The sequence below is a fragment of the Planococcus rifietoensis genome (assembly GCF_001465795.2).
GTDB lineage: Bacteria > Bacillota > Bacilli > Bacillales_A > Planococcaceae > Planococcus > Planococcus rifietoensis.
The window spans coordinates 2,122,567-2,148,131 of the sequence record NZ_CP013659.2 but is presented as its reverse complement, the minus strand read 5'-3'; the positions used below and the strand labels follow the sequence as shown (position 1 = coordinate 2,148,131).

General features: G+C 49.9%; 21 protein-coding genes. 16 read left to right on the top strand and 5 right to left on the bottom strand.

Features of this window, described 5'->3' with window-relative positions; translation table 11 throughout:
• Positions 1-455: 455 nt before the first annotated feature.
• Positions 456-1,088, bottom strand: a complete 633-nt coding sequence (locus AUC31_RS10690; protein ID WP_058383213.1) for a TetR/AcrR family transcriptional regulator — start codon at positions 1,086-1,088, stop codon at positions 456-458.
• A 116-nt stretch (positions 1,089-1,204) separates the two neighbouring features.
• Between AUC31_RS10690 and AUC31_RS10685 the strand changes: the two genes are divergently transcribed.
• The 5 genes from AUC31_RS10685 (at position 1,205) to AUC31_RS10665 (ending at position 7,635) form a co-directional block, all read left to right on the top strand.
• The gene (locus tag AUC31_RS10685; RefSeq protein WP_058383214.1) at positions 1,205-1,954 is read left to right on the top strand and encodes an SDR family NAD(P)-dependent oxidoreductase; all 750 of its coding nucleotides are present in this window, start codon (positions 1,205-1,207) and stop codon (positions 1,952-1,954) included.
• Between the two features lie 1,011 nt (positions 1,955-2,965).
• Positions 2,966-3,145 (top strand): hypothetical protein, encoded by a 180-nt coding sequence (locus tag AUC31_RS10680; protein ID WP_058383215.1) that lies wholly within the window; start codon positions 2,966-2,968, stop codon positions 3,143-3,145.
• Entirely contained in the window at positions 3,142-4,554 is a 1,413-nt protein-coding gene (locus AUC31_RS10675; RefSeq protein WP_058383216.1) for an amidase, read from the top strand. Before AUC31_RS10680 ends, AUC31_RS10675 begins: the two co-directional genes overlap by 4 nt.
• A gap of 140 nt (positions 4,555-4,694) precedes the next feature.
• Positions 4,695-6,218, top strand: coding sequence for a right-handed parallel beta-helix repeat-containing protein (locus tag AUC31_RS10670; RefSeq protein WP_058383217.1), 1,524 nt, complete (start codon positions 4,695-4,697; stop codon positions 6,216-6,218).
• 148 nt (positions 6,219-6,366) lie between these two features.
• The gene (locus AUC31_RS10665; protein ID WP_058383218.1) at positions 6,367-7,635 is read left to right on the top strand and encodes an ATP-binding protein; all 1,269 of its coding nucleotides are present in this window, start codon (positions 6,367-6,369) and stop codon (positions 7,633-7,635) included.
• A gap of 101 nt (positions 7,636-7,736) precedes the next feature.
• On the opposite strand, the gene AUC31_RS10660 is transcribed toward AUC31_RS10665, so the two are convergent.
• Positions 7,737-8,726: a GNAT family N-acetyltransferase gene (locus AUC31_RS10660; protein ID WP_058383219.1), complete on the bottom strand. Its 990-nt coding sequence runs from the start codon at positions 8,724-8,726 to the stop codon at positions 7,737-7,739.
• Between the two features lie 243 nt (positions 8,727-8,969).
• Here AUC31_RS10660 and AUC31_RS10655 point away from each other — a divergent pair, with 243 nt between their 5' ends.
• Positions 8,970-10,223 carry an ATP-binding protein gene (locus AUC31_RS10655; protein ID WP_058383220.1) on the top strand — a complete coding sequence of 418 codons (1,254 nt, stop codon included), beginning with the start codon at positions 8,970-8,972 and terminating at the stop codon, positions 10,221-10,223.
• A gap of 353 nt (positions 10,224-10,576) precedes the next feature.
• On the opposite strand, the gene AUC31_RS10650 is transcribed toward AUC31_RS10655, so the two are convergent.
• Complete coding sequence (locus tag AUC31_RS10650; RefSeq protein WP_058383221.1) at positions 10,577-11,059, bottom strand: antibiotic biosynthesis monooxygenase family protein; 483 nt, start codon at positions 11,057-11,059, stop codon at positions 10,577-10,579.
• Positions 11,060-11,263: 204 nt separating this feature from the next.
• Here AUC31_RS10650 and AUC31_RS10645 point away from each other — a divergent pair, with 204 nt between their 5' ends.
• The 10 genes from AUC31_RS10645 (at position 11,264) to AUC31_RS10600 (ending at position 23,679) form a co-directional block, all read left to right on the top strand.
• Positions 11,264-12,340: a GNAT family N-acetyltransferase gene (locus AUC31_RS10645; protein WP_237150592.1), complete on the top strand. Its 1,077-nt coding sequence runs from the start codon at positions 11,264-11,266 to the stop codon at positions 12,338-12,340.
• Between the two features lie 60 nt (positions 12,341-12,400).
• Positions 12,401-13,408 carry a GNAT family N-acetyltransferase gene (locus tag AUC31_RS10640; RefSeq protein WP_058383222.1) on the top strand — a complete coding sequence of 336 codons (1,008 nt, stop codon included), beginning with the start codon at positions 12,401-12,403 and terminating at the stop codon, positions 13,406-13,408.
• 29 nt (positions 13,409-13,437) lie between these two features.
• A complete protein-coding gene (locus AUC31_RS10635) occupies positions 13,438-14,445 on the top strand; it encodes a GNAT family N-acetyltransferase (RefSeq protein ID WP_058383223.1) in 1,008 nt (335 codons plus the stop codon).
• A gap of 1,091 nt (positions 14,446-15,536) precedes the next feature.
• Positions 15,537-17,051 carry a murein biosynthesis integral membrane protein MurJ gene (gene murJ, locus AUC31_RS10630; protein WP_058383224.1) on the top strand — a complete coding sequence of 505 codons (1,515 nt, stop codon included), beginning with the start codon at positions 15,537-15,539 and terminating at the stop codon, positions 17,049-17,051.
• 18 nt (positions 17,052-17,069) lie between these two features.
• On the top strand, positions 17,070-18,353 hold the full coding sequence (locus tag AUC31_RS10625; RefSeq protein WP_058383225.1) for a hypothetical protein: 1,284 nt from the start codon (positions 17,070-17,072) through the stop codon (positions 18,351-18,353).
• Entirely contained in the window at positions 18,353-19,531 is a 1,179-nt protein-coding gene (locus AUC31_RS10620) for a UDP binding domain-containing protein (RefSeq protein ID WP_058383226.1), read from the top strand. Before AUC31_RS10625 ends, AUC31_RS10620 begins: the two co-directional genes overlap by 1 nt.
• A 14-nt stretch (positions 19,532-19,545) precedes the next feature.
• Complete coding sequence (locus AUC31_RS10615) at positions 19,546-20,166, top strand: sugar transferase (protein ID WP_058383227.1); 621 nt, start codon at positions 19,546-19,548, stop codon at positions 20,164-20,166.
• Between the two features lie 15 nt (positions 20,167-20,181).
• Positions 20,182-21,360, top strand: a complete 1,179-nt coding sequence (locus AUC31_RS10610) for a glycosyltransferase family 4 protein (RefSeq protein ID WP_058383228.1) — start codon at positions 20,182-20,184, stop codon at positions 21,358-21,360.
• A 47-nt stretch (positions 21,361-21,407) separates the two neighbouring features.
• The gene (locus AUC31_RS10605) at positions 21,408-22,484 is read left to right on the top strand and encodes a hypothetical protein (protein ID WP_058383229.1); all 1,077 of its coding nucleotides are present in this window, start codon (positions 21,408-21,410) and stop codon (positions 22,482-22,484) included.
• Between the two features lie 16 nt (positions 22,485-22,500).
• Positions 22,501-23,679 carry a glycosyltransferase family 4 protein gene (locus AUC31_RS10600; RefSeq protein ID WP_058383230.1) on the top strand — a complete coding sequence of 393 codons (1,179 nt, stop codon included), beginning with the start codon at positions 22,501-22,503 and terminating at the stop codon, positions 23,677-23,679.
• Positions 23,680-23,772: 93 nt separating this feature from the next.
• Here AUC31_RS10600 and AUC31_RS10595 read toward each other — a convergent pair whose 3' ends face one another.
• Positions 23,773-24,219 carry a GDYXXLXY domain-containing protein gene (locus AUC31_RS10595; protein WP_058383231.1) on the bottom strand — a complete coding sequence of 149 codons (447 nt, stop codon included), beginning with the start codon at positions 24,217-24,219 and terminating at the stop codon, positions 23,773-23,775.
• The gene (locus AUC31_RS10590) at positions 24,216-25,388 is read right to left on the bottom strand and encodes a DUF2157 domain-containing protein (protein ID WP_058383232.1); all 1,173 of its coding nucleotides are present in this window, start codon (positions 25,386-25,388) and stop codon (positions 24,216-24,218) included. Before AUC31_RS10590 ends, AUC31_RS10595 begins: the two co-directional genes overlap by 4 nt.
• Between the last annotated feature and the right edge of the window lie 177 nt (positions 25,389-25,565).

Sequence of the window (25,565 nt, the reverse complement as noted above, 5' to 3'; positions counted from 1 at the left end):
CTTACGGCTTCGCTTCACCCTTGGCGCCGGGCGGCTTAATGATTGCATTGATTATTTTAAGTTTAAGTGAGTCTGCTTCTATATTTAGTTGCCGGCTAGTGTGGGAATCGCTTCCCTGGGCAGGTGTTGAGCGGATAGCGAGTGTTTGCTTGTTCAACTGTTCCGTTCTTCAGTTTGTGTTTCAATTAACTAGTCGCTGCCCTGCTTTGGGTTGGCCTTTGGCAGTAAGCCAGGAAGAACGTCTGTCTTACTGCGTCGGCTCACCCTTGGCGCTGGGCAGCTGAGAGATTGCAATGATCATTTCAAGTTTAATGTGATCTGCTTCTATATGGAGTTGCCGGCTAGTGGGGAAATCGCTTCCCTGTTACGGCATCTAGTAATGATTGGTTTTGGAAACGGGAGATGGGCCCAACTGATGAGCTGAAAAGGAGAGAGATATCAATTTAGCTTTCTTATTAAGCCCTGCAATAGTCGAGCAGGACTTTCTTTAACACTTGCTGCTGGGTTTCGGGTTGGATGTCTTCGTCCAGGTAAGAGATGGACGATTTTAAGGCGACGTTGTTCGTGAAGCTTGAATAGCTGTTGATGATGGTGACGATAAGCGGTTTAGCGGGAATTGAGCTATTGATGGAGCCGTCTCGTTGGCCATCTTGAATGAGCGGTTCGAGCAAATCCATGATCTGGCGCTGCCTTGCCAAGTAGCGGTCAATCTCAGGAAGCGGTTCGGTGCGGAACGAGGCATAACTTTCGAATGCTTCCCGGAAACGTGCGGATTTATATTGTTCAGCTTTTTGTGCATCGAGCAAAGTATCGAGCAATTGTTCCAGCCGTTCGAAGGCGCTTGATTTCATGGAAATGATGCGCTGGAATTCAGCTTCTATGGCATCCAGTGAACGGATGGCGACTTCGACGATCAATTCGTCCTTTTTCGGAAAGTAGCGGAAGACGGTGGCTACACCGGCACCGGCGCGTTCGGCGATGTCTTTCATTTGCACGTCGTTCAGCCCGCGTTCTGTGAAGAGTTCTTTTGCAGCTTCAACGATTTTATCGGTTTGCAGTTGTTTGTTTTCTTGTCGTTTTGATGGCATGTCGTTTTCACTCCTTGCTTTTAGTATAGCGCTTTAATTGAAGTAATGGCGTTGCGGGAGTATACTTGAAATAAATTGATAGTCAGACTATCAAAATTTAATTCGAGGTGATTATAATGAGATTGGAAAACAAAGTAGCCATTATCACTGGCGGCGGATCTGGCATGGGAGAAGCGGCTGTTCGCTTGTTTGCAAAAGAAGGAGCGAAAGTCGTCGCCACTGACATTAATGTGGAAGCGGCGGAAAAGGTCGCGCAAGCTGTACGAGCAGCGGGATTTGAAGCGGTGGCGATGAAGCAGAATGTGGCAGACAAAACAGATTGGCAGTCCGTCATCAGTCAGACCGTTGAAACTTTCGGCAAGATCGATGTTCTCGTCAATAACGCAGGCATTTCGGTGGCTAAAGATTTCCTGGACCAAACCGAAGAAGATTTTGCGAAGGGCTTTGCAATCAATACGAACAGCGTTATGTACGGCATGCAGCTGGCGATTCCGCATATGATTAAAAACGGCGGCGGATCGATTGTCAATGTGTCATCGATCGCAGCGTTGACTGGCATGTCCGGAGCGGGCGTTTACACGGCATCCAAGGGAGCTGTCCGGTCGATTACAAAAGCGGCAGCTGTCGATTACGGCAAACAGAACATCCGTGTCAACTCTGTTCATCCGGGATATATCGTGACGCCGATGAGTGCGGAATACATGGAAAGTGAAAAATTCCGCCCACATTTCCTCGCACAAATTGCGCTTCCTGAGCTTGGCAATGCAACCGAAGTCGCCAATGCGATGTTGTTCCTCGCATCAGATGAAGCCAGTCACATCACGGGCATCGAGCTTCCGGTAGACGGCGGCGTGACGGCGAAATAAATAGTAGTTGATAGAAGATGCGGCCTTGGCTGTGTCTTCTTTTTTTCGTTTCGGGCTGGTTGCTGAAGGGTTTCTCAAGAGAGAATGGAAAGAAGGGGGCAGGAGTTTGGTAGTGAAAATGTTCTTACATTCTATTTCTGCGTCAACTTACTATTCGCCACCTTGCTTTGGGTTGGCCTCTTGCCATAAGCCAAGAAGAACACTTGTCTTACGGCATCGGCTCACCCTTGGCGCAGGGCGGCTGAGAGATTTCGTTGGTTGAAGACAGTTCAAACAGTTCTGGTTCTAAATGAAGTTCCCGTCTAGTGGGGAATCGCTTCCCTGGAAAAGCTTAGATTGGACAGCGAGGGGGGTGGTTGTGGAAGTGTTATGATATTTTATTTGATCTTCATCTTATTGGTCGCCGCCGTGCTCTGGGTTGGCCTCTTGCCATAAGCCAGGAAAAGCACCTGTCTTACGGCATCGGCACACCCTTTTACGCTCGGCAGCTGAAAAATTCCATTGATTCGAATTTGTTTAGTCAGATCTGCTTCTGTAACTAGTTGCCGGCTAGTGGGGGAATCGCTTCCCGAGATGAAGCATCTATACCTATGATGTTAATTCGAAAAGCTTTCGGTGAAATTAACACTCGTAATCTCCTTGTCTTTGGTTCATGTGATACGGCCTACAAAGCCTGAAGCATTTTAATACTTTCAGTCGAGCAGATAGAAGAAACTCCCTTCCTCTTTAAAACTAGAGACGGAGTGGAAGGGGGCTGACGCCTGTGGGACCGCGCGGGCTGGCGAGACAAACGTGCCGAGCTTTTTGGCACGTTGGCTCAACACCCGCCCCACGGCAAGCAGCCCCCTGCAACGCAGTCGAAAAGCGGAAGCTTTTCTAATCACTGCTTTTAAATTCGAATGCAAACTATTTGATTTCAGAACAATCTGTTAATTGACACAGAAGAATGGTAAACTGTCGGTAATCAGCAGGACCTACACCTCAGAAAAAATTCAGGAATGGGGGATTCATGTGGCGTTCGACATTCACGAAGTTTTGGAGAGGAAAGGCATCAACGTCCCGGATCATCATAAAGAAATGCTCGTTGGACAGATGGCAGGATTCGAGGAGCTGCGCAAGACGGTGAACCAGGAACAATTGAAAGACCTGGATATGGCCTTGACGCATATTCCTGGAGGTGAGCAGAAATGAGCAATGAACTCGCGCAGAAATCCATCGGGGAACTGGCGCCGCTCATCCAATCGAAACAGGTGTCGCCTGTCGAGTTGACGGAGCAGGTATTGGCAAACGTCGATTTATACGACGGGGACATCAATGCGTATATAAGCGTGCAAAAAGAACAAGCACTGGAAGCTGCCGCCCAAGCTGAACAGGAAATCCAAAGCGGCAATTATCGCGGCGCGCTTCATGGGATTCCGATGGCACTAAAAGATATTCTGTATTTTAAAGGCGAGAAGGCGACGATGGGATCGAGCATCCACAGTGAGTTCGTGGCGGATTTCGATGCGACGGTCGTCTCGAAATTGAAGATGTCGGGTGTGACATTCACCGGCAAGCTCAATATGCACGAATATGCGTGGGGCGCGACGACGACCAATCCGCATTTCGGGCCGTGCAAAAACCCGTGGGACCTAACGAAGATTCCAGGCGGCTCCAGCGGCGGATCGGGTGCTGCGGTGGTGTCCCATATGTCGATTGCGTCCCTCGGTACGGATACGGGCGGCTCGATCCGCATCCCGGCGTCGAGCTGCGGCATCATCGGGCTTAAGCCGACCCATGGGCGCATTTCGAAATACGGCTGCTTCCCGCTCGCTTGGTCGCTCGATCATATCGGGCCGATGACAAAGACGGTGTACGATGCGGCATTGTTATTGGAATTATTAAGCGGCTACGATCCGAAAGACCCGACTTCGATCGACCGCCCGGCGAAGAATTTCTCAGGTTTATTGGAAAGCGATGCGAAAGATTTAGTCATCGGCATTGAGGAGGAATATTTCTTTAAAAACGTCGATAGCCGTGTGGACGAACAAGTGCGACACGTTTTGAAACAGCTGGAAGATGCGGGTGCGGTCATTAAGCCTGTCAGTATTCCGTCCTTGAAGCAAGCGGAATTTGCGGAGCTCGTGACGATCACGACAGAAGCGAGCGCTGTGCATCATGCGAATTTATTGAAATCGCCGGAGAAATACGGCGAAGACGTGCGCTTTTTACTCGAAGTCGGCGAATTGATGAGCGGCGTCGATTACGTCCAGTCCCAGCAGATCCGGCGGAAACTAGATCTGGAATTCGCCGCAGCGTTTGACAGCGTCGATGTGCTGATCAGCCCGACCTTGCCGTTCCTGTCCCCGCCGATCGGTTCGCAGACGGTGGATGTCAACGGCCAGGAATTAAGTTTCTTGGATGAAGTGATCCGCTTTACGGGGCCGGGAAATCTGACCGGCTTACCGGCGCTCAGCATTCCGGTAGGGGTAAAAGATGGCTTGCCAGTAGGATTACAGATCATGGGTCCGGCTTTTGAAGAAGAGAAAGTGCTGCGGGCAGCGGCACTGATTGAACGAATGGAATTGATGAAAGGCCATGCACCGACCTTAGTAAAATAGAACCTTTCATGGGCAGCTCCCGCCGGCACAACTCCGGTTATTGGGAGCTGTTTTTCATTTTAAAAATTTTTAACCGTTTTTTAACATTTAGCAGGTAGAATCGTCGTACGACATTCAGTGAGCAAAGGGGCGGCACAATCATGGCATTTTGGAAAAAACCGAGGGAGAAAGAATTGCTTCCGCGCAATAAAGAGGATATCGTCCGCGAAATGTGGAGTCCGAAAAAGACTGCAGACCAATTATTCAACGTGAAATCATACGGAGCGATCGGTGACGGCAAAGTCGATGACCGGAAAGCGCTGCAAAAAGCGATCGATGCCGCATATGGCACGAGTAAAGGCGGCAATCTGTTTTTTCCACCGGGCTTGTATCGCATCAGCGGCCCCATTGAAGTGCCGGAATGGGGCATGGGGGCAGCTGTCTCGTGGATCGGGCATAGTTCGGAGACGACGCGCATCGCACCGTCTGAACCGATGGATTATTTGGTGCGCATGCGCGGCGGCAGCGGCTCGGTCAAGGGCATCCAGTTCATGGGGACCGATCCCGAAAATGGCTATACCCAGCTGGTCAAAGTGTGTATGGTCGCGAGTGAAATCCGCGATAAACTATTTTCAGGAGCTGCCTTTATGTGGGGATCTGTCCACGGTTTGCAGATTTTAGAAGAAGGCAATAATAATCTCTGCGTATTCGATCGGCTGTGCCAGTTTTCGCAAAATGGATCGGTCATCGAAGGCAGCGGTGCTTCAGGCCGGGGAACGAATATTTCATTCATGAAACTCGATCCAGCCGCGCGAGATGTCCATGTCGGCGCTTATTTCAAAGTGGGTTCCGGAGAAGGGTCTGTCTACCACATCGATGAAGTCGGCCCACGCAGCATCACGGTGTCGCCGCCTTTGAAAGAGACGGTGTCGCCGGGAACGCCCTATAAAATCCATCTTGGCTGCGGCTTGCAGACGGACCGTGGCAGCGATAATAACGTCTACGGGATTTACGATTGCCATTTCGTCGGCAACGCAGCGACCGGCCTGATGGTGCGCGGATTGTATGGACACCATATTCAAGGCGGCAATTTCGATTCGAACGGCATCGCGGGCATCCATATCGGCAGCGGCGCGATAAACACGACGCCAGCGTATTCCGGCAGCATCAACCATAGCTATTTTGAGAACAACGGCTATGCCAATGTCCTGCTCGATTATGCGGCAGGGCTCAGCGTCATCGAGCCGCTCCTTGCAAAACCGCGCGATGGCATGGGAGACGGCCTTGCCTCGATCACTTCTTTATACAATGAAGAATACCAATACGATACGACGAGCATCCTTTACAACGGGCGCTTGCATCAATACGTGCCTGAAGGCGGCCGCTCTCCGCTTGATATGAAAGACGAACCACGCATGACAGTCAATAAGAAAAACGGGGCGTCCGAAGCGGAAACCGTCAAACTGCCGCCAGCCCCGATCCATAAATTCAGCGAAGAAGTAGAGATCTTCGTTGAACATAGCGGTGGACAGGAAGTGCGGCTCGTCTGCGATAACGCCAAGGTCAATAACCGTCCCGGCAGCGAAGGGGTGCTCGCGCCGGCAGGAATCGGTTACAAAATCACCGCTTATTACAATAGAAGCGATAAGAGTTGGATGGTTTCACATACAACGCCTTTAAGTTGAAAAGGAGTTTATACCTGAATTTTCAGATTTTTATTGACGGTTCTGCTTTTAATTGGTATTTTTGTATTACGCTTATCGAGTTATTTAGTTATTTTGAATTAGCACTTATACTATATGTACATGATATTTGCGAAGTGGAGGGTTTTGGATGGATAAAAAGAAAATTTTGATCCTTGGCGGCACATTCCATATGGTCAATGTGGTGGAGACAGCCAAACGCATGGGCTACTACACGATCGTCACCGACAATATGGTCGGCTCGCCAGCGAAGAAAATTGCCGACCAATCGTATGACATCAGTACTGCAGATATTCGGAAGCTTGCTGAAATCGGCAGGAGAGAGCGAATCGATGGCGTGTTTACGGCTTTCGACGATATCAACACATGGCATGCGGTCGCGCTGTGTAAAACGCTCCACTTGCCGTTTTATGCCACCCCCGCACAGCTCGAGATCACTTCGCATAAAGACCGTTTCAAGGAGTATTGCCGGACATTCGGCGTGCCGGTCATTGAAGAATATGAATGTGACCCGGTGCAGGACCCTGAGCTCCCTGTGGTGGAATTTCCAGTCATCGTCAAGCCGGTTGATAGCTACGCAAGCAAAGGAATCACGGTGTGTTATAAGGAAGAGGAACTTACAAAGGGGGTCCAAAAGGCAGTCGGAGAATCGAAATCGGGGAAAATTATGCTCGAGCGCTTTGTTGAGTCGGACATCGGCGTCCAGGCATTCTATACCGCGCGGGATGGCCATCTCGTCCTGACTGCCGTTACGGACCGCTTCACCCATAAGCAATCGAAAGAACATCCGCCGCTGCCTGTAGCGATGTTGTTTCCTTCGCAGCACCAACAGCAATATATCAAAGAAGTCGATCCGGCGGTGCGCAAAATGATTCGGAATATAGGCATCGAAAACGGGTTGGTGTTCATTCAGACGATGTATGACGGCGGCAAAATCTATGTATACGAAATGGGTTTCCGTTTCAGCGGCGAGCAGCATTATCATATTATCCACAAGCAAACAGGCGTCCATTTATTGGAGATGATGCTCGATTTCTCGGTTGGCGAAGACACGGCTAACCATCCGATCGAACAATTCGACCATGCCCCGATGCCGTACCCGTCCGCTAATTTGCCAATTTTGCTAGGTCCGGGGACGATTACGGAAGTCCGCGGCTTGGAGGCAGTGAAAGCGATGCCGGAAGTGATTTCCTGCGTCATCAATCGTTTCGAAGGCGAGGCGATTGAGCGGACAGGCTCGTATTCACAAATGTTTGGCCGCTTTAATGTGGTCGCAAATTCACAACAGGCGCTGCTGGAAACCATCGAACAGATTTACCGGACGCTCGATATTCGCTCTGAAGACGGCAGTGATATGATCATGGCCCGGTTCCAACCGGCTAAAGTAAATGCTTCTTAATATAAAGCTAAAAGCAGTGAGGCATGTTCCCCGCTGTTTTTTTATGTTTTCAATCGGCACAAAAAAAGCGCCAGGCCCTAAAATTGGGTCCAGCGCTTTTTTCATCCTCGGTATAAAGGAAAGTGGCCAGTGTTTTCGATGCCGTATTGAAGCCTTTTTAGTTCAGTCAGCCTGCCATACATATCGCTGTTGCGGATGCGTTTGCCGGTCAAGATCTCAAGCGGTTCTGTTTTGGTGAACCGCCGTTTAAAGCGGTAGAGGGCTTCAGTGGAAGCGCCGCCCAAATGGAATTGGGAAAAGCCGAGTTCTTTGCCGTAGCGGCAAGCTTCCGCCATGATCAATGAATTTCCGGCACAGCGAAAATAATCGGGGTCATTGGCGACCAGATGATAATGCATATAATCACCGTGGTGGACGATCAATGCGGAAGAGACGGTCTTGCCGTCGTATTTCGCATTGAGCAGGAATTGCTTGCCTTCTAGATGCTTGAAGGATTCCTTCAGCATTTCCGGAGCGAATAAATAATGATCCGGAAATTCGTTGCGGTCTGCGGTGAGGTCATACAAACGGCAAAAATCATCCAATGTGTCCCCAGTGAAATCATATTCGAGCGTCACGCCGTTTTTCAGCGCGCGCCGCACTTGCTGGCGGGCGGCAGATGAAAATTCAAAGCGGAAAGGATCGTCGACGGTCAAATCGATATACATGACGATGCCACGCATATCGAGGCCATAGAGTGGGAAGAAATCTTCTGCATTCTTAACCCATGAACTGAAGCGGATGTATTCGGAAACGATGCACTGCTGTTCGCAGAAATCCTGGAATGCCGCATCAAACTCATCGACCAAAGCCCGCCGCTGCCCTTCTTTGGCATCGATAATGACAGGGCCGCTTTGGCCGAATGCGGTAATTGTATCGAACCAGCCTTCTAACATCGGCACCGGACGTTTGATGAAAGGATAGATGATGTGCCCGAGTTCACTTTTCCATTCGAATTGCTGGAATTCCCCTCCTTCATGTGCGGCGTATGCTTCGTTCCATTCGGGCGTAAAGAAAATGTCCGGAACCGCTTGTTTAGTAGGAACTGCCATGGTTCACTGCCTCCTTAAAATAAATGGTGTTCTTGCTACTTTCACAGTAGGGTTGTGGGGTTAAAAAGAGGTAAAGCTTTTTAAATAGGAAGAAATTTTATTTTTTTCAGATTTTCAGATTGACAAAACAATACCCCGGTTGGTAAATTTGTTCTACAAACGAAGAAGGAAAACAAATAATTTCGAGCAATCAGAAAAATCTCTAGTCAATAATACCCGAATAGACTGAAGGGGGTGTTTCCCGTGGAAAATCAGAAAAAGCTGCTTATCCTTGGCGGCATCACGCATATGATCGACGTCGTCGAAACTGCTAAAAACATGGGCCTGTATACAATTGTCACCGATAATAACGAGGAATCGCCCGCAAAGAAAAATGCCGATAAAGCGTACCATATTAGCACTGCTGACATCGACGCCCTGGAAGACATGGCGCGTCACGAACAAATCGATGGCGTGCTGACGGCTTTCGACGACATCAACACGTGGAATGCCCAATTGCTGACCGACCGGCTTGGTTTGCCGTTTTATGCAACAAAAGAGCATTTGGAAATTAGTTCCAATAAAGACCAGTTCAAGGAATTTTGCCGAAGATTCAATGTGCCGGTCATCGAACAATACGAAAAAGGCGATGGGGTGCCGGTTCGGTATCCGGTCATTATCAAACCGGTCGACAGCTACGCCAGCAAAGGGATTACTGTCTGCCAAAACGAAGCAGAATTATACGATGCCGTCGAAAAAGCCAGACGCTTTTCGCGCCATGGCCGCGTTCTTGTCGAGCGCTTTATCGATACAAACCATGGTGTCGAAATGTATTACACCTTGCAAAATGGGGAAGTGATTTTATCCGCTGTAACAGATCGCTTCGTCCATAATCAAGGGCGCCAAAGCCCACCGCTGCCGGTCGCCACAATTTACCCATCGAGCCATCTCGCTGAATTCATTGCGCTTCACGATGTCAATATCCGGGAGATGCTGAGAGGCATGGGGCTCAAGAACGGGCTCGTGCTGATTCAGTCGCTTTACGACAATGGAGAGTTCTTTATTTATGAGATGGGCTACAGGCTGAGCGGAGAGCAGCATTATCAAATCGTCAAACGGCAGACCGATGTCAATTTGCTGGAAATGATGATTGACTTTGCTGTTGGGGAAGACATTGCGAGATACGATTTAAGCAATTTCGATGACGGTTTCATGCGTTATCCATCCTGCAATCTATCGGTGCTTCTAGGGCCCGGAACCATTAGTGAAATCAAGGGTTTGGAGGAAATTCTAGATTTTCCCTCTGTGATTTCCTGGGTGCCGACACGAGAAGTGGGCGATGAGATTACAGTGACGGGCTCCTATTCACAAATGCTAGGCCGCTTCAATATCGTTTGCCAGACAATGGAGGAGCTGAACGGGACGATCCGCGACATCAACCGGTCGCTTGAAGTCATCTCGGAAACCGGCGAAGACATGGTGCTCGCCCGCTATCTGGCAGGAGAAAAAGTGACCTAAACCAAACCGCAGCAGTTGCTGCGGTTTTTTCTTTTCCGCTCCAGCTCTAAGTTTAGTATGGAAATGAGATTCCTCTGTCATTGAAATTAGCATGAATAGTTTGGACAGCTCTGAATCAACACCAAACATCTTCGCAGCTATCAAGTCCAACTATCAGCGGATGAAGATAATGAACAGCGACACTTGTTCGTATGCAAAATATAGTGAAATCGATCAGCCGAACCGCGTACAAGAGCTAGCTTACGAAGAAATGGCCAAAGGCATTCCGCTGCGCACCTGTCTAATTCATTCGAATAGATCGATACACATATACTTCTCCACAGAAAAAGAGGCTCCCAATTGGAAGCCTCTTTTTATTTGGAATAAGTGGTGACGAACGATGGACGCGGGAAGATGTTCGGGCGTTTGTCGATGCCTTCCGACGTGCCCCGTTTTTTATGTGCGTGCGAGTAAGCTTGGGACGATTGCCAAGTGGTGAAGGCGGATTCGTCTTCCCACATGGTGAGAATGACATACGTATCGGAATCGAGCGGCCGCAAGATGCGGATCGCGGCAAAGCCCGGTTCTTTTTCGACGAGCCCGGCGCGGTTCTGGAAGCGCGATTCAAACAGTTCGCGGCCTTCTTCAGTAACCGGAATATTATTGAAAACGGCGTAAGCCCCCTCTTCAAGACGCCCTTTTTGGTCAAGCACTTCGTAAGCTTCGATCTGGTCGCCAGCCGGAACTTCTTGTTCATTGATGGCTGCCACGTCGCTGCCATTTGTTAAAACGAACCAGCCCTGGTCTTTCAGCGTATCGGTTTCTTGTTCTTTACCGAGCCATTTGTATAGCTTCATCCGTATGCACCTCTTCTTTGAAAGTTCTATATTTCCTATATTAAGTAAATGAATTCATTTTCGCAAAGAATGTTGTCCCCTTTTCAGGCACTTTTGTCTATATATACGTATTTTATAAAAAAGGGGCTTGTTTAACCTATCTTTAACCTGGGCCTTTTAGGATAGGTGCTAATCAAGGATTTCAATTGGAAAGGAGTGCATGCGATGGCAGGAACTCCACCAGGCATTGGGGGGAAGTATTCGCAACTTACAACGAGAAAGAAGGAAAAGATGATGGGGGATCTTTATTTCGATGAGCGCTATGGAAAATTATATGAAGAAATAGAGAAAGGCGTGTGCCAGGTCTTTGAGTTTAATCACGCGCTCGGGCGCGTACGGCATCTGTTTATCAAGCGCGAAATTCCGATATTGCTCGGATCTGAACGCTACTTTGACATTGTCACGCCATATGGATACGGAGGCCCGCTGATGACGGGCTGTCCGCCGGAACATCGGGAAGAGCTGGCATCCGCCTTTGCAGAAGCATTTGCTGCTTATTGCGAAGCAGAAGGCGTCGTCAGTGAGTTTATCCGGTTCCATCCGGTGCTTGGCAATGCACAGGATTTTGGGAAAAGCTACGAAGTGCGTTATCTGCGCGATACGGTCGGAACGTCAATTGGAGCTTATGACGATCCGGTAGAAGCTGAGTTCAGCTCTTCGGCGCGCAAGAACATCCGCAAGGCGCTGCGGGATGGCGTTGAATTCCGGGTAACGCTCGGGCCGAGGGACCTAAAAGATTTTCAGCGGATTTACTTTGCCACAATGGACCGCAACCAAGCCGATTCGTTCTATTACTTTAATGAACAGTATTTCACTCAATTGCTGGAGTCGTTCGGGGAGCGGCTCTTGTTGGTTGAAGCACTTTATGAGGGCGAAGTGATCGGCATGGAGCTGCAATTTGTCTACAACGATTTGATCCATACTCATTTGTCCGGAACATATGAGGCATTTCATCACTTGTCGCCGGTTTATATCATGCAGTATGCCACGGTCCTATGGGCTAAGGAAAATGGCATCAGCCTCATACACGGAGGAGGCGGGCGGACCAACAGCCCGGACGATAACCTATTGAGATTCAAACAGCAATTCGCGCGCCATACGAGCTTTTCATTCTACAGCGGCCAAAAAGTGTGGAATGAAGAAATTTACAGAAGGCTTTGCAAAGAAGCAAACACTGCCGTTACGGATGAGTTTTTTCCGGCTTACCGGAAACGGCCAGCCAAAGAGACGAGCGAGGTTTAAGAGAGAGAATCCGGAGGGGGAACAGACACAAACAACAAAAGAAGAAATGGGGTTTAGCGTGTGAAGGATTTGTATTTCGAAAAAAATTACGGCCGGTTATACGAAGTGATCGAAAATGGCCGGTGTGAAGTGTTCGAGTTTGACCACCCACTTGGCCGTGTGCGACATCAGTTTATCCGCCGTGAGATTCCGATTACCGCAACAGGTGGACCGTATTTCGACATTGTCACTCCGTATGGCTACGGGGGGCCAGTCATCAAAATATGTGCAGAAGGAAGAAAAACCCAATTGGTCAAAGAATTTGAGCAAGCTTTTGGAGAATATTGCGCAGAGCATGGCATTATCAGTGAATTCGTCCGGTTCCACCCGGTACTGGGGAATGCGCTGGATTTTGAGGAATGCTATGAAGTGCGGTATCTGCGCGAGACCGTGGGAACCAATCTGGCGGCATACGAGGATCCGGTCCAACGCGAGTTCTCCAAATCGACACGAAAAAACATCCGCAAAGCGCTTGAGGCGGGCGTCATATATGAGATCATTGAAAATCCCAAAAGCCTGGGCGAGTTCAAGGATATCTATCATGAGACGATGAGCCGCAATAATGCCGATGCTTATTATTATTTTGAAGAAGATTATTTCACAGAATGCCTTAAATATTTTGCAGACCGCATCTTATTGACCAAAGCGATCTGTGACGGGCAAGTTATAGGGATGGGCTTGAACTTCACTTACGAAGACCGTATCCATACGCATTTGTCAGGAACTTTGAGCGATTACAACCATGCGTATCCTGCCTATGTGCTGCAATATGCGTTGACAGTCTGGGGGAAAGCGAACGGCTACCGGTTAATCCACGACGGGGGCGGGAGGACCAACGACCCCGATGATAGTTTGCTGATGTTCAAGAGGCAGTTCGGGAAAAATACCCGATTCGACTTTTACATCGGAAAGAAGATATGGAATAAGCCGGTTTATAAGAAATTATGCGAACTCAACGCGGCGGATGCAGCGACCGATTATTTCCCTGCCTACCGCTGCAAAAAGCATTTGGAAGCGAGCCGCGTCTAGGCGGCGCATGATGAAAGGAAGTGGACCCATTGAATGACCTGTTTTTTGAAGAGGCGTACGGCAAGCTCTACGAAAGGATGGAGCACGGAGTATGTGAAGAGTACGTGTTTCAAAGCGCATACGGCGAAATTAGGCATCTGTTTATCAAACGTGAAATCCCGATGCTGATCCACGGGGAGAGGTGGTATGACGCCATCACCCCTTATGGATACGGAGGCCCGCGGATCACGCGCTGTGCGACAGGCTGCCATTCCGATTTGGTCACTGCTTTCGAGCACGCGTTTTGCAAGTACTGCAAAGACCAACGCATCGTCAGCGAATTTGTCCGCTTTCATCCGATATTCGACAACGCTCGCGATTTTTCCACTTGCTACGACGTCACGTTCCAGCGTGAAACGGTCGGAACGACACTCGATGGCTTCGACGATCCGGTTGCTTCCGAGTTTTCGAAATCCGCCAGAAAAACTTTACGCCGTTCACTGAATGCGGGCGTCACGTGCCGCATTACCGTGGCGCCAAGCGACCTGGCCCGTTTCAAGGAAATCTATTATGAAACGATGAGCCGCGTCCACGCCGATTCCTATTATTTCTTTGATGATGCATATTTCGATAGCTGCCTGCTGAAATTCGCTGACAAAATCATTTTGGCCGAAGCCATTTACGATGGCCAAGTGATCGCTGCAGAGCTGCACTTTTTGTATGACGGCATCATGCACACACATCTGTCGGGTACCGTCCACGATTTCCATCAGCTGTCGCCAATCTACGTCTTGCAATACGGCGCGGTGCGTTGGGGCAAAGAAAACGGCGTTAAGTTGATTCATGCAGGGGGCGGCCGGACAAACGACTTGGATGATCCCTTGTACAAGTTCAAGAAAAAATTCGGACAGCACACCGGCTATCGTTTCTATACCGGCCGGAAAATCTGGAACGCCGAGATCTACGAAGAGCTGTGCAAAAAGTTCAGAGCCAATTCGGACGAACACTTCTTCCCGGCGTACCGTGCGAATGCCAGCAAGCAATTGAGCAGCGTATGAAACTTCATGAAATCACCAAGCGCCCGCCGCGTTTATGGCGGGCTTTTTTATTGCCATGTTGTTGAAGATCTTTGGGTAACGGGAAAGTTAGCTGTGCTAGCTAGCGAGATGGCATTATGGCATATCTCTATCCATCAATTTCATCAACTGGTTGATGAGGCTTAGGTGGATAAGCGAGCGATAAGGATGGTTCATTGATTTTTAGCATCATCAAGCAGCCGCCTCCCGCTTGGGGCTGGCCTCCCGCAATGAGCCAAGAAGAACATTTGTCTCATTACTCCGGCTCGCCCGTGTGCGCGGTTCGGCTTTTACATTCCACTGAAGTTGGTAATTGACGAAGGATGTTATTTTCTCGCGTTCATCCGCTGGTGGATGATGCTTATTTAGGCTTGTGAGTGAGACGAATGGTTTGTCGATCTTTTCATCACGAAGCAGCCGCCTCCCGCTTAGGGGTTGCCTTTAGCCATAAGTCAAGAAGGGCACTTGTCTTATGGCGTCGGCTCGCCCATATGCGCGGTTCGGCTAATAGATCTCATTGATGCTTTTGAGTGATGAAGCATCTTTTTCTTATATTCATCCACTAGTGGGAGACGCTTATTTGGATATAGCAATTATAAAGATGTTATAACTTTCACCTTTTCTCTTGGAAGGATGCATAAAATTATTGACGCAAATACCAATGGAAGAAAGCATGCCGTCCATTCTAAAACTAGAGATGGAGCGGAAAGGGGCGACTCCGGGAGGATTAGCGAGACAATTGAGACCCTGCAGAGCGCGCAGCGATCGAAGCGGCTCAATGCGAGCCCTCCGGAAAGCGTCCCCTTGAAGCGCAATCTCCTCCCCACAAAGTTCCGATTGTAATCTTCTCTATTAAAATATTTCGAATTATCCAAAGCTTTTTCAAAACACCTAAACAGTTTAACCCTCTTTTAACCTCTGCCCCATAGGATTAACAACAACAGGATTCCGTCCGCGCCAATATCTAAGGAGGGACGCTGCTGCAAACAGATGGCCGGATCGATTGATAAGCTGCATCACTGCTTCGGGAGCGGATCTTGGCTTCCAGAATGAACACAAAAGAGGTTGAAACTATGGAAAAAACAGTCATCGCCATCATGTTCGTCGTCATCATCACGAAAGTTCTCGGCTTTTCACGGGATATCTTCCTATCGTTTTTCTACGGTGCCGATGGACTGACCGACGCCTACTTGATCTCGACCGATATCCCGACGGTGTTCTTTGCGTTTATCGGCATGGGCATCGCCGCAAGCTATATCCCGGTCTACACGAAAATCCGTGAAGAACGTGGCAGCGAAGCGGCGGAACACTTTACGGCAAACGTCACCAATGCAGTCATGCTGCTGTCGACAGTGCTCGTCATCCTGCTCTTGGTGTTCCCGGTGCCAATCGTCAAACTATTCGCCTACGGGTTTGAAGGGGAGACGTTGCGCGTCGCGGTGCTGTTCACGCGAATCATTTCGCTGACGCTGTACTTCACTGCCTTGATCTTCATCTTCACCAGTTACTTAGAAGTGAAAGACCGTTTCCTGCCGACAGTGCTGAGTGGCTTGCCGTTGAACGTATTGTTGATCACGACGATTGTGGTCAGTTCGAAAATGGACATCATGATGCTTGCCATCGGAACGGTCATTGCGGTCATTGTGCAGTTTTTGTACATGATACCGGCTATACGCAAAAGCGGCTATCGCCATCAATTGGTGCTGAACTTGAAAGACCGAGATTTAAAACAAATGATGATGCTCGCGATTCCGGTCATTATCGGGGTGTCGGCTGACCAAGTCAATATCCTGGTCGACCGGACGATCGCTTCGCAGTTGGCGGAAGGCGGAATTTCCGCATTGACCTATGCCCACCGCATCGTGTTCTTCGTCCAGGCGATTTTTGTACTGGCGGTTGTGAAGGTGATGTTCCCAAAAATCTCGAAATTGGCCGTAAGGAAAAATATGGAAGAATTAAAAGCCGTTGTCGGAAAAATCATTACGACCGTCTCGTTGATTGTCATACCCGCTGCAGTAGGCATGATGATTTTCTCCCGTCAGATCACGGAACTGCTCTTCGGGCGCGGGGCATTCGAGGAACGTGCCATAGCAATGACGACGGGCTTGTTGTTCTTCTACGCGCTGGGCTTACTCGGATTCGGGCTGCGCGAAGTGTTGTCGAAAGTGTTTTATTCCTTAGAAGATTCACGCACGCCGATGATTAACGCATTCGGCGCTATGTTTCTAAATGTCGCATTGAACCTGGTGTTATCACGTGTCATGGGGCTGAACGGCTTGGCACTTGCGACCAGCATCGCGGCGATTGTCAGCACGGTGCTGTTGTATGCATCGCTGGTCCGGAAAATTGGCTCACTCGACAGTCGCCGGCTGATGGTCGATTTGGCGAAAGGCCTACTCGCCGCAATCGTCATGGGCATCGCGGCAAGAACAGCATTCTCAGTTTCCTTGCTGCTGATGGGCGATATTCCGGCTTTGTTCATCGGTGTGTTAACAGGGATTTTGGTGTATGCAGCGATGCTGTCGATGTTGCAACTGAGCGATATCGCCTATTACAAGGCCAGGTTGATGGCATTAGCTAGACGTTGAAAAGAGGGGGTGGGGTTCATGATTTATGTGCTTGGTTTTTTTGTGATACAGATTCTCGCAACATTTTTGATCAAAGATTTTCTTCCGCCGGGTGATGGCTATGCGATGCTTCTCGTCTTTACCGGAATCGTCGCCATTTCATTGTATTTATACCGTACCTTGAAAAATGAATGGCTGTTCGTCATTTTTGCCGGCTTCGCGGTGCGGGTGGTCATTTTATTCATCGATCTGTACGTGCCATCGATTGGGATCTTCTCGAGTGGCACGGATACGGAATATTTCCATGAAGTTTCCGTGCTGGTGGCAAACGGCCAATATCCTCTCGAACAAACATCCACGGTATATGTGCCGTTTCTGTCAGGGCTCTATTACATGATTGGGGAACAGCGGGCCTACTCGCAATTCCTCAATATCGCGTGTTGGGTGTTCTCAGCCGTATTCCTTTTTAAATCATTGAACTATTTGCAGATCGAGAAGAAACTGAGTTTTATCGCTTTGCTCATCTTCACGCTTATGCCGAACAGTATCTTCATGTCGAGCATCCTGCTGCGGGAAGCGTTGATCATCTTCTTTACGACGGTGTCGCTGTATTATTTCCTGCGCTGGATCGGGGAGCGTTCGTTCCTCCAGTTCGGCTGGGCTGTCGTGCTGTCGATTCTGGCGATGATGTTCCATACCGGCATGATCGGTTTGCTGCTCGTGTATATCGCATCGTTTGTCTGGTTGGAGCGTGGAAAGATGGGCAGGAAAATTTCGACACCCCTCATCTATTTGTTGTTTGTTGGCGGCATCGCATTTCTTGTTTTCCAGAACTCAGATGTTTTCTTGAGTAAATTCGTCACAGAAGAAGGCGGGACAGTCGACTATGAGATTTTTGCTGAAGGCGGTTCAGTCTACCTGGCGAGTTTCAGTGGATTGTCGGGTGTCGCAGCGCTGCTCGTGGCACCGCTCAAAATGTTCTACTTCCTGTTTTCGCCGCTTCCGCTCGACTGGCGGGGAGCTGGGGATATTGTCAGCTTCCTGTTTGATTCCAGCGTCTACCTGTTTTTGATCGGTGCTACGCTGTACGGCCTGTTCCGAAGCGAAATGCCGGTTAGAACGAAAATATTCATCCTGCTGGTGATTGGGATGACCGTTTTCATCTATTCGTACGGAACGCAAAGTGCCGGGACGGCTATGCGCCATCGCAATAAAATCATCCCGCTATTATTGCTGTCGTACGCTGCAGCGAATAGCAAACAATTGCTTGAATTCACCAAGACGAAATGGACAGGGAAAAAGGGGGAGAAGGTGGGCTCATGATGGAAAACTTGAAAATCGCGATCGTTGGAGCCGGCGAAACAAGCTTGCTTGCGGCGACGACATTCGGCACCGTTTATCCGGTCATCGTATTCGATCTGGATCGCTCCAAAAAAGCCGGATTTGAGGGAAATGGCATTGCTTTTACCGACCAAGCCGGCGACTTGGCTGATGCCGGCATCCTCCTGATGACCGGTTCAAAGCGCCCTGTCTATACATTGGACGCGCTTTCGGAATTGTGCCGCATCGTTGGAAAGCATATGAAAAAAGGCTCGGTGCTCATTTTCGAAGCTCCGGTCTACCCTGGCACAACGGAAGAAATTTGCATCCCCCTGCTCGAGCAGCATTCCGGATTTACCGCCGGAAAAGAGTTTTTCGTCGGTTTTGCACCATCCAGATGGCATAGCAGCGACCCGCAAGGAAAAGCGACGAAAATGCGCAAGGTGATTGCGGGACAAAGTGGGCCGGTCACTGACTACCTTGCCGATTTATTTGCGCCGATCCATGACGGCGGCATTTACAAAGCGAAGTCGATTCGTGTCGCTGAAGCTGCCCAATTGCTCGAAATCGCCCAAAAAGAAGTGAATATCGCATTGATGAACGAAGTGGCGCTGACTTTGAATCAGCAAGGAATTGACACGCATGATGTATTGGAAACCGCCAATACGAAGCGGGGCTTTATCAAATTCGAGCCAGATCTCCTCGGGGACCATCCGGTTTCATGGCACAGCGTGGACCAATTCTGGTGCAAAGGGGAGAAGAAAGGGCGGCAAGTAGCGCAGCGGATCGTCAAGAAGCTGATCCAGAACGAAGTCGTCATCCACGAAGCACGCATCACTGTGCTCGGCATCGTGAAACAAGATGGAACCAGCGGCTTGCCGGAATCCGGAGTGCTGGAACTTGTTTCAGAGTTGCAAGAATACGGCGTGGAAGTTCAGGTGGCAGATGCCCAGCTTGAACAAGGGCAGGCGGAATGTGTGGGCGGCGTTTTGTTGACGCGTCAGGCGGAACTGCTTCCGGCGGTATCGGTCATACTCGCGGTGCCGCATGAAGTTTATCGGAAGGCGGGATGGAAACTGTTCGAGCGCTTGCTTGAAGGCAAAGAAGGTTATGTTTTTGATGTCAAAAGCATATTGGAACGGAATGATAAGCCGGAGAAGGTGACCTTATGGAGAATGTGAGGAGGGGAAAGCCCATGATTGTTGGAGATTTCAGTGAGGAAAAAAAGAAGCCAAAGCGCTCGAACGCGGCGGCAAGGTTGCTGGAAGTCGTACTCGCCGCTTTGATGTTATTGGTCTTATCGCCATTATTGCTAGCAGTTGCCATCTTGATCCGCATCGAGTCAAAAGGGCCCGCCATGTTCAAGCAGCAACGCGGAGGGCTTTACGGGCGGCATTTTACGATCTACAAATTCCGGACGATGGAGCACGGGCGGGATAAAAGGCGCAACCGCATCAATCCGTTCGACGGCGACCCGAGCATTACCAAAGTCGGCAATATTCTCCGCAAAACAAGCATCGATGAATTGCCTCAGCTGATCAACATCGTCAAAGGCGATATGTCGTTCATCGGCCCTCGCCCGACTGTCATCGACCAGACCGACAACTACAACGATTACCAGAAGCAGCGGCTGATGGTGAAACCGGGAGTGACGGGCCTCGCACAAGTGAGCGGGCGCAATAGTTTGAGCTGGGATGAAAAAATTGACATCGACATCGATTACATCAATCGCAAAAGTCTGCGGCTGGATTTGTATATTTTAGTGCAGACAGTCGTCAAAATTTTCCGGACAGAAGAAATTTATGAAAAAAGCTGAGCGGAGGGTAATGCCATGACAACGAAACTGATCCACGCCGTTACTGTTTCGGAAAGTTTGAGTTTTATGGATGGCCAATTGCGCTACTTGAAAGACCGTGGATTCGACCCGAAAGCGTTGAGTTCCAAGGGACCGGGTTTCGAGGAGTTTCGCACAAGCGAACATGTGGAAATGCTCGAATTGCCGATGGACAGGGGCATCTCACCGCTCCACGATTTGCAATCGCTTGCCCGTTGCATCGCGCTATTTCGCCGGGAGCAGCCATTGGTCGTCAATGCCAGCACGCCAAAAGCCGGCCTTGTTGTCACCGTGGCTGCAAGGATATGCCGCGTGCCTGTTAGGATCTATACGATGCGCGGTTTGCGGCTGGAGACGACAGCGGGGTGGAAGCGCAATTTGTTATTGACTATGGAAAAAGTCGCCGCGTCTTCTGCGACGCATTGCTTGGCGGTATCAGATAGTTTGCGAGAGCGCGCGATTGAATTCGGCATCGCCGGTGAACAAAAAATCAGCGTGCTCGGAAAAGGCAGCGGAGACGGGTTTGATGTTGCGAGATTCCAACCCACCCCTGAAATTGAGGCAGCCGGAAATGAACTTCGCGAGCGCTATAAAATCCGCAAAGATCATGTCGTTCTTGGATTTGTCGGGAGGCTGACAAAAGACAAAGGCGTTAATGAACTGGTCTCCGCTTTCAAGCTATTGAGCCTGGACAACGAGCAGCTGCGCTTGCTCATCGTCGGCGACTATGAAGACGATGACCCGGTGGAAGAAAGCGTGAAATGGGAAATTGAGAACAATCCGAAAATCACCAAAACAGGGTTTCTGCCGGATCCCGTAGCATATTACCATTTGATGGACATTTTCGTTTTCCTAACAAAACGTGAGGGTTTTGGCAATGTCTCTATCGAAGCCGCCTTATGCGGGCTTCCGGTTGTTGCATCCGACGTCACGGGTGCGCGAAATACGATCGTCGACGAACAAACCGGTTTGCTGGTAGATCCTGAAAACCTCCAGGAAATCACGAAAACGATCCACAGGCTGATAGCATCCGATAGTTTGCGCGCACGGTTTGGGGAAGCCGGGCGGGAATGGGCAAGCACTCATTTCAGCAACGAGGTGCTATGGAAAGAGCTGGACAGTTTTTATAAAAACTGCCTCGGCGAATCGCTGGTGCCAGCCGGCGAATTGAACTAAGGGTTCGGGTCATGCGGGGAAAATTTTAAACCAAAGGGGAGTTTCATTTGAAAACATATTATTATATTGCGTCTGCTGGAGTACTGGGTGTCAAAACGAATATCAAAAGTTTCGGCTGGTCTTATGGCCATAACGTTCCCGAAGGCACGAGGGAACAGTACGAAAGCTGTGTGGTCCGCATGCAAGTTGAGTTGAAGGAATTCAATGACGATGCGGAACATGAAGCGATGGGCAAATATCATTATTTCAGCGGTACGCCAGGGGCAGACAAAATCTACTACACACGAAATTACGCCGGCAAAGGGCGCATGCGCATCCGTGCGGAAGGCTTTTTGACGGAGGAGCCGAAAATTACCGTCAACCGTGCCTACTATAAACTCATCACCCACCGGATCATGAATCTTCATTCCATTGGCTATATCATGACTGACCTTGCGACACTGTTGTTATTGAAAAAAGGCTATGCGCCGATTCATTGTTCCGCATTCAAGAAAGATGAGTCGACTTTGACGGTGTTTGCCCCGCCGGATACCGGCAAAACCTTGAGCAGCATGACGGCTTGCATGGAACATGGCGCGGAATTCATCGCAGAGGACTTAGCGATCACAGATGGCAAAACCATCCATTCTGTGCCATGGACAAGCACATTCCGCTATTACTCCACTGTCGAGCAGGGAATGGGCGCGAAGATCAAGAACCGCGTCGATAAATTGTTGCCGGTGATGGAATACATCAGCTTCAAAAAGCCCGACCCGATTACGGAATATGTCGGTGAACAGTCGATACTCGACCATCAAGTGGTAACGCATGTCGCCATTCTTGAGCGCGGGGATGATTATGTCGCAGAACAAACGGAAGCTGTAGCGCTCCAGAAATTGATGAACTTGAACCGTTATGAATTCAACTATTTACGCTCACCATTGCTTACAGCATATGAATTCTTCAATCCGGAATTGAAAATTGACCAGGCACTTGCCAATGAACGTGAAGTTTTGACGAAACTGATCCGCGGCAGCGAGAAAGTGTTTTCCGTGAAAAAGAATAACGCCACCCATTACGCGAAGGAACTACTCGAACAAATCGGCAGCCCGGCCGCACCTGCCCAAGCGGTGCAAGGGGCCTGAAAGGGAGCGGTCCATCATGACAGCAAAAGTGTTGCACGCCATGACCATTGCCCAAAGCTTGCAGTTGGTGAAGGGGCAATTAAAGACATTGGAAACGCGCGGCTATGAAGTGACAGCGTTGAGTTCACAAGGAAGCTATGCGGAAATCTTTGAACAAGAAGAAGGCGTGAAGGTACTGCACGTCAATATGGAGCGAGAAATTGCCCTGAAAAAAGATCTAGAGTCGCTGTTTGCCTGCATGCGCGTCATCCGTGCGGAAAAGCCGGATATCGTCAATGCCGGAACGCCAAAAGCGGGGTTGATTGTATCACTTGCTGCTTATTTCTGCAGGGTGCCGGTGCGCATCTATAATGTGCTGGGGTTGCGCCTCGAGACGACCGGGGGCATCAAGAGGCACATCCTGCTGATGGCAGAGAAAATCGCCGCAGCATCCTCAACTCATATGCTGGCGGTATCGCCGAGCCTGAAGCGCCAAATTGTCGAGCTTGGCATCGCCCCAGCCGATAAAATTAAAATTCTCGGTCATGGCAGCGTCAACGGTTTTGACCTGCAGTGTTTTGGGCTGGATGACGAGATGAAACGGCGTGTGGAGGAAAAACGCCAAGCATATGGATGGACCGGCGAAGAACTTGTACTCGGGTCGATGGGGCGGATCACGAAAGACAAAGGCATCGACGAAACGGTGCGTGCGTTTACTGAGCTGCATGCACAGTATCCGAATTTGCGGCTGCTCATCGTCGGCGATTACGAATCGGCGGATGCGGTTTCCGAGTGGACGCGCGAGACCATTACCACCCACCCGCATATCGTCCACGAAGATTACCAATTGGACCCCGTACCGTTTTATCATTTGATGGATCTGTTTTTATTCCTGACAAAACGAGAAGGGTTCGGCAATGTGTCGGCTGAAGCTGCGCTGACGGGAATACCGGTCATTGCAGCGGACGTCACGGGTGCGCGCGATACTTTGGTCGAGGGAGAAACTGGCTATTTGGTCGACCCTGATAACCACGAAGACGTCATGGCGAAACTGGAAACGTTGATCAGCGACGCTCAACTGCGCGAGGCTTTAGGAGCTGCCGGAGCGGAATGGGTGCGCCAGAATTTCAGCAACGAAGCGCTGTGGCAAGAGATGGATCAATATTACCGGAGCTGCTTGCTAGAACGGGCGAGTGTACTCGGAGAAGTGCAGTGAAATGCGCCTTTACCGATCATCTTTTCCGCCACTTTATAGATTCAAGCCAAACGAAAAACCCGGCATGCTGCATGCCGGGTTTTGTTTATGCCATCATTCTTCTCTTGGAGCGATACTGACGGGGCGTATGGAACCCCAAGGCGCAACGTCGATGGTGACTTCGAGGTCGACCGCTTCTTCAAGTTCAGGGCCGCGGCCTTGCTCGACATAAAAGTTTTCAAGCTGCGGCGCGACAACACGGCGGTCGTATTTGCTGCCGTTGATGGCGCCGAAGAACGGGCGCTCCTCGATGCGGTCGATGACGGCGTAGCCATCTTCGCCTGCCGTTAAGGTAAAGTAGACGGCGCCGTCGGATATTCCAGCAGGTGCGTCAAGGTCGGGATACTGCAGCATGACGTATTCACCGTAGAACGGATCGAACGGATCGTAGGGTTCAGCACGCAATAAGTATTGCTCGCCGAACCAGGAAGTGGCGTAAAAGCTGACGACGAGCAATGCGACGAAGACGGTCTGCAGAACAGGCATTAGCCATTTCTTCATGTCACTGCACCTTCTTTCTTGCGGTTAAGCCACCAGGCGATGCCTGATAGCACGAACAGCAGGATGGCGCCGATCAGGAAGAACAGCGACATGTCGAGCCGTTCCCACGCATAGATGACATAGATGACGAATTGGACGACGATGAAATAAACGAAGCCCAAAGCGAGCGGCTGATCTTGACGCTGGGCGATGATCAAATAGGCGAGCGCGGTCAATTCCGCGACGATGGCTAAGGCGATGGCCGTTTCATCGAAGAGCATGAAACCGACGAGCCCAAGCACGCCAAGCCACATCAAATGGCGTTCGCGGAAGTAGGCAAGTGCCAGCACTGCAGCCCCCGCTGCTGCAAGAGCGATCGATTCGGGCATGGTCAATTCGGCGAAAGCCATATCGCTTTCCCCGCGGATCGCCAGGAAGACGATCAGCTGGATGCCCCCAACGATTAAATAAAGTGGGCTCAATAGTTTCTGCTTGTCTTTTGGGATCAGCAGCAACAGCAAGGTGAGCACAAACAAGGTCCAGATCGGCACGAGCGGGCTGTCGATGTCCCATATGCTCCATACGAGAAACCCGGAACCGAGCAGCAGGAGCCAGCTGAAGATCATCGTCGGCCCGTCTTTACTCAGGAAGAACCAAGCGAGCGTAACGGCGATGAACAGCAGCCATTCGATCAAGCCGATGCCAGGAGCTGCCGATGTCAGGATGGTGATCCCGCTAATGAACGCCAATACGGTAAATGCGGCATGGCGCCAAATGAAGAAGTGTGCGATGGCAGCGATGAACAACGCCCATGGCACGATACTCGAACCGGTGCCGAGATGGAAGGTTTGGCCAGTCACGACTAGGCTTGCGCCGAACATCACATAGCCGAGTATGCGGAAAATGACGGGATGGCCAAAATGTTTTTTCTCGGAGAAATGAGCAAGTACGTAAAAAATCCACATGAGCAATACGACCATGCCGACTTTCGCGATTGCCGGTATGGCTTGCCAGTTGGCGGCAATAAAACTGAAGACGGCGAGCGCGAAAAAGATCAAACCGATGATGAGCAAAAGAGGCAGTTTACGCTTTTTCGGCTGACGGGTTTCAAACGCTTGGATACGCTCAGCTGTCTCTTGATCGATGAGCCCTTCAGCACGCCACTGGGCGAGCTTGCGTTCCCATTCCATATAGGACACCTCCCTAATTATTAACTGTATTATAAACCTATATTGTCAGAAATGACAGAAAACATGACTATTTTGTAGGCCTATTTTAGTAATTCGGTGCGCGTAATAATGGCGTTCTCCATGGCCTGACCACGCAAGAAAATGTGCATTTTTTGTAGGGAAAAACTCACGGAAAAA

Coding starts and splice junctions, on each gene's coding strand:
- AUC31_RS10600 (WP_058383230.1), top strand. CDS start 22,501: ATGACAGCAAAAGTGTTGCACGCCATGACCATTGCCCAAAGCTTGCAG.
- AUC31_RS10665 (WP_058383218.1), top strand. CDS start 6,367: ATGGATAAAAAGAAAATTTTGATCCTTGGCGGCACATTCCATATGGTC.
- AUC31_RS10685 (WP_058383214.1), top strand. CDS start 1,205: ATGAGATTGGAAAACAAAGTAGCCATTATCACTGGCGGCGGATCTGGC.
- AUC31_RS10590 (WP_058383232.1), bottom strand. CDS start 25,388: ATGGAATGGGAACGCAAGCTCGCCCAGTGGCGTGCTGAAGGGCTCATC.
- murJ (WP_058383224.1), top strand. CDS start 15,537: ATGGAAAAAACAGTCATCGCCATCATGTTCGTCGTCATCATCACGAAA.
- AUC31_RS10595 (WP_058383231.1), bottom strand. CDS start 24,219: ATGAAGAAATGGCTAATGCCTGTTCTGCAGACCGTCTTCGTCGCATTG.
- AUC31_RS10615 (WP_058383227.1), top strand. CDS start 19,546: ATGATTGTTGGAGATTTCAGTGAGGAAAAAAAGAAGCCAAAGCGCTCG.
- AUC31_RS10620 (WP_058383226.1), top strand. CDS start 18,353: ATGGAAAACTTGAAAATCGCGATCGTTGGAGCCGGCGAAACAAGCTTG.
- AUC31_RS10690 (WP_058383213.1), bottom strand. CDS start 1,088: ATGCCATCAAAACGACAAGAAAACAAACAACTGCAAACCGATAAAATC.
- AUC31_RS10625 (WP_058383225.1), top strand. CDS start 17,070: ATGATTTATGTGCTTGGTTTTTTTGTGATACAGATTCTCGCAACATTT.
- AUC31_RS10645 (WP_237150592.1), top strand. CDS start 11,264: ATGGCAGGAACTCCACCAGGCATTGGGGGGAAGTATTCGCAACTTACA.
- AUC31_RS10610 (WP_058383228.1), top strand. CDS start 20,182: ATGACAACGAAACTGATCCACGCCGTTACTGTTTCGGAAAGTTTGAGT.
- AUC31_RS10660 (WP_058383219.1), bottom strand. CDS start 8,726: ATGGCAGTTCCTACTAAACAAGCGGTTCCGGACATTTTCTTTACGCCC.
- AUC31_RS10670 (WP_058383217.1), top strand. CDS start 4,695: ATGGCATTTTGGAAAAAACCGAGGGAGAAAGAATTGCTTCCGCGCAAT.
- AUC31_RS10675 (WP_058383216.1), top strand. CDS start 3,142: ATGAGCAATGAACTCGCGCAGAAATCCATCGGGGAACTGGCGCCGCTC.
- AUC31_RS10650 (WP_058383221.1), bottom strand. CDS start 11,059: ATGAAGCTATACAAATGGCTCGGTAAAGAACAAGAAACCGATACGCTG.